The sequence below is a fragment of the Planktosalinus sp. genome, from assembly GCF_059864935.1.
In genome coordinates this window covers 1-3,397 of sequence record NZ_JCBCCK010000254.1, presented here as the reverse complement: position 1 = coordinate 3,397, position 3,397 = coordinate 1, and the positions used below count along the sequence as shown (strand labels likewise).

Here is a 3,397-nt window from a genome sequence, read left to right as displayed (position 1 = left end):
TTTTTTGAGTAATCATAAGGTGTATCCAGCGTTTTGTCCCTGTCAAAGTCCAGAACAGGGGCCACATTAAACTGACCCAGGCTGTGTTTTATGGCCGAGCGAAGCATGGCATAAAGCGTGTGCTCGTCTTCAAATTTCACCTCGGTTTTAGTGGGGTGAATGTTGATGTCGATGGTTTTAGGGTCAACGTCAAGAAACAGGAAATAGCCGGGCTGCATGCCGTCTTTGAGCAAACCTTCAAAAGCTGAGAGCACGGCGTGATGTAAATATCCGCTTTTAATAAAACGGTTGTTGACAAAAAAGAACTGGTCGCCCCTGCTCTTTTTGGCAAATTCGGGTTTGAGGATAAATCCTTTGATGGTCAGGTAAGGAGACTCTTCTGAAACAGGCACCAGTTTTTCATTGGTTTTGGAACCAAATATATTGACAATGCGCTGCCTGAGGTTGGACACCGGAAGTTGAAACACCTCGGCACCGTTGTTGAGCATGGAAAAACCAATATCGGGATGTGCGAGGGCCACTCTGTGAAATTCATCAATAATATGGCGGGTCTCCACCGGATTTGATTTCAGGAAATTGCGCCGTGCCGGAATATTAAAAAACAAATTCTTAACTGCCACCGATGTTCCTTTGGGTGTAACAATGACCTCCTGCTCCATTACCTCGCTGCCTTCAATCTTGAGCAAAGAACCCACTTCAACGATTTCGGTTTTGGTTTTGAGTTCGACGTGAGCCACGGCTGCAATGGAAGCCAAAGCCTCGCCCCGAAAACCTTTTGTGTGAAGCTGAAACAAATCCTCAGCCGATTTTATTTTTGAAGTCGCGTGGCGTTCAAAGCTCAGTCGTGCGTCTGTGGCACTCATACCTTCTCCGTCGTCTATGACCTGAACTAGGGTTTTCCCGGCATCTTTTATGAGTAGTTTGATGTGTGATGCTCCGGCATCAATGGCATTTTCAAGCAGTTCTTTGACTACTGATGCCGGCCGTTGCACCACTTCGCCTGCGGCAATCTGATTGGCAACATGATCAGGGAGTAATTGAATTTTATCAGGCATTTAAAAAGGCTGCTTAAAAATAGAAAGTTCAAAATCGATAATAAACAAGAAAATGAGAATTAAGACACTAATAATGATTAAAATGGTTTGTCCCGTTTTTTTATCGGTATTATTTCTGAGGTCTTCCCAGGCCGTCGAAAACTTGGCTTTTAAACCTTTGATATCACCCGTCGAGCGTCTGAACTGATCAAATTTTCGTTCCATCTGAAACGGACTTCCTTCTTTGTCAGGCTTGTAATACCGGGGCTCATAGTTGAACCTTTTATTTTTGCGTGTCTTTAAAATTCCCATAATCTATCAATTTTCAAAGTTACTTAAAAACAAAAAGAATGCCGTATCCCACCGGTTAAAATTTGTTAACATTCAACTTGTTTTTGTGTTTATGATTTTTATCATTTTACAGAGCACACTTTCAGTCTACTTTTGTGATTAAATACAGTTTCAAGGGGTGATAACAAATGTACTAATACCGACAGATTTTTCTGAGAACTCGTGGAATGCGATTCAGTATGCAACTTCGTTTTTTAAAACCCGAAAGTGTACTTTTTATTTGCTGCATGTCAATGAAGTCAATGGTTTTCGAACTTCCGACAAAACCTTTACCCCTGAAAGCAGAAACCATCTTCAGGTACTGATTCATAAAATTGAAGCAACACTCCAAAATGAAAATCACAAGTTTTTTGCTCTTTCTTCAACCGGGACCATTGTTGACGCCATTAGAACTGAAGTAGAAAGCAAGCACATTGACTTAATTGTAATGGGCACCAAGGGTATATCGGGCATTAAAAAAATAGCTGTTGGCTCCAACACTACCGATGTCATCAGTAAAGTGAAATGCAACACTTTGGTAATCCCTGAAGATGCACGATTTCATGAAATCAACAATCTGGCACTCCCAACTGATTACAATATTTTTTACGGAGCCAAAATTCTAGAAACCATTACAGATATAATGGAAATATTTGATGCGCAAATCCATATCATCCATCTGGCCAAAAAAAATGAAGTAATAGTGGGTTATCAGGTGCAAAACAAAGAGCTGCTTCAGGATTACTTTATGGAAGACAACCACCGGTTTATGTCGTTGACCAACCGCAATCTGGACAAGGCTATACAGGAGTGTGTTGAAAAGCACGATATCAAACTGATTGCCATGGTGGCTAAAAACATTCACTTTTTTCAGCAAATCTTTTTCAGTTCCAACACTTCAAATACACGCTACCAAAAAGAAATACCTTTTTTGGTGTTGCATGAATAATTTAAAATTAAAGGTAGGGTAAATTCTTTTTGTCTTGTTATAACAACATAACATCAAAAGAAATTATCGATGAGACTTCTCTTTTTAAAATCATTTATATTTTTTTCAGCTACCCTTTTTATATTCACTTCTTGTAGTAAAGATGACAGTTCTAATTTCTCCGGTGAAAAAGCAACAACCACTCTTGGTGCTAAAGCCACATTTAATTCCGGAAGAAATATTTCCAATATTGAGATTGCCAGATTTTTGATCAATGTTGAAGATTTTGAGCTTGAGTTTGATGATGATATGTTTGGTGACGATGATGATGGTGGCGGAATTGGAGGCAACTATTACAGCGACATCAAACTTGAAGGTCCTTTTGTTCTTGATTTATCACAGCCCAGTATTGTATTTCCTATTGCGCAAGTAGATGTTCCCATTGGGGTCTATGAAGAACTGGAGTTTGAAATCACAAGAAGCCGTGACCCCAACAGCGAACTTTTCCAACGATCAATCCTTATTGAAGGCACAGTAAACGAAGCTCCTTTTGTTTTCTGGCACAATTTTGAAGAAGATGTGGAGATTGATTTTGAGGACACCAATATTGATGTTATTATAGAACAAGACGGCGATACAATAATCATAAACTTTGACCTTACATTTTTATTCAATACAAACATCATCAATCTTTCCGGTGCTACAGACGGAAATGGTGACGGTGTCATAGAAATAAGCCCTATGGATACAGATGGTAATAATGCACTTGCACACCAAATTAAAGAACTTATTAAAGATGCTATTGAATTACTTGATCATTAACCCCCAATTAATCAAGTAGTTAAGTGCCTGAAGTTATCTTCGGGCATTTTTTTTATAACAACTCCAAAGCTTCCTGCCAACTTCTGACTTTTAAAGAAAAAGTATTTGTTATTTTTGTGTTATCCAGCACACTGTAACGGGGTCGTTTTGCAGCAGTGGGGAATTGTTCAGTGGTCACGGGAATGACCCGGATATTGATATTGTGTTTTTTAAAGATAGCTTGCGCGAAACCATACCAGGTCGTGGCTCCCGCATTTGAAAAATGGTAAATCCCCGAGTTTTT

At 39.4% G+C, this 3,397-nt stretch carries 5 protein-coding genes; 2 read left to right on the top strand and 3 right to left on the bottom strand.

All coding sequences use genetic code 11. The features are described 5' to 3' along the window. The coding region (mutL, locus tag AC6F75_RS08690) for a DNA mismatch repair endonuclease MutL (RefSeq protein WP_500714614.1) at window positions 1-1,055 on the bottom strand (1,055 nt) is incomplete at its 3' end. Further along, entirely contained in the window at window positions 1,056-1,346 is a 291-nt protein-coding gene (locus tag AC6F75_RS08685; protein WP_500714613.1) for a riboflavin synthase subunit beta, read from the bottom strand. A gap of 157 nt (window positions 1,347-1,503) precedes the next feature. Between AC6F75_RS08685 and AC6F75_RS08680 the strand changes: the two genes are divergently transcribed. Next, window positions 1,504-2,313, top strand: a complete 810-nt coding sequence (locus AC6F75_RS08680) for a universal stress protein (protein WP_500714612.1) — start codon at window positions 1,504-1,506, stop codon at window positions 2,311-2,313. 69 nt (window positions 2,314-2,382) lie between these two features. Further along, window positions 2,383-3,114, top strand: a complete 732-nt coding sequence (locus AC6F75_RS08675; protein WP_500714611.1) for a hypothetical protein — start codon at window positions 2,383-2,385, stop codon at window positions 3,112-3,114. 52 nt (window positions 3,115-3,166) lie between these two features. On the opposite strand, the gene AC6F75_RS08670 is transcribed toward AC6F75_RS08675, so the two are convergent. Beyond that, window positions 3,167-3,397: sugar nucleotide-binding protein (locus AC6F75_RS08670; RefSeq protein WP_500714610.1), on the bottom strand; the 231-nt coding region annotated here is incomplete at its 5' end.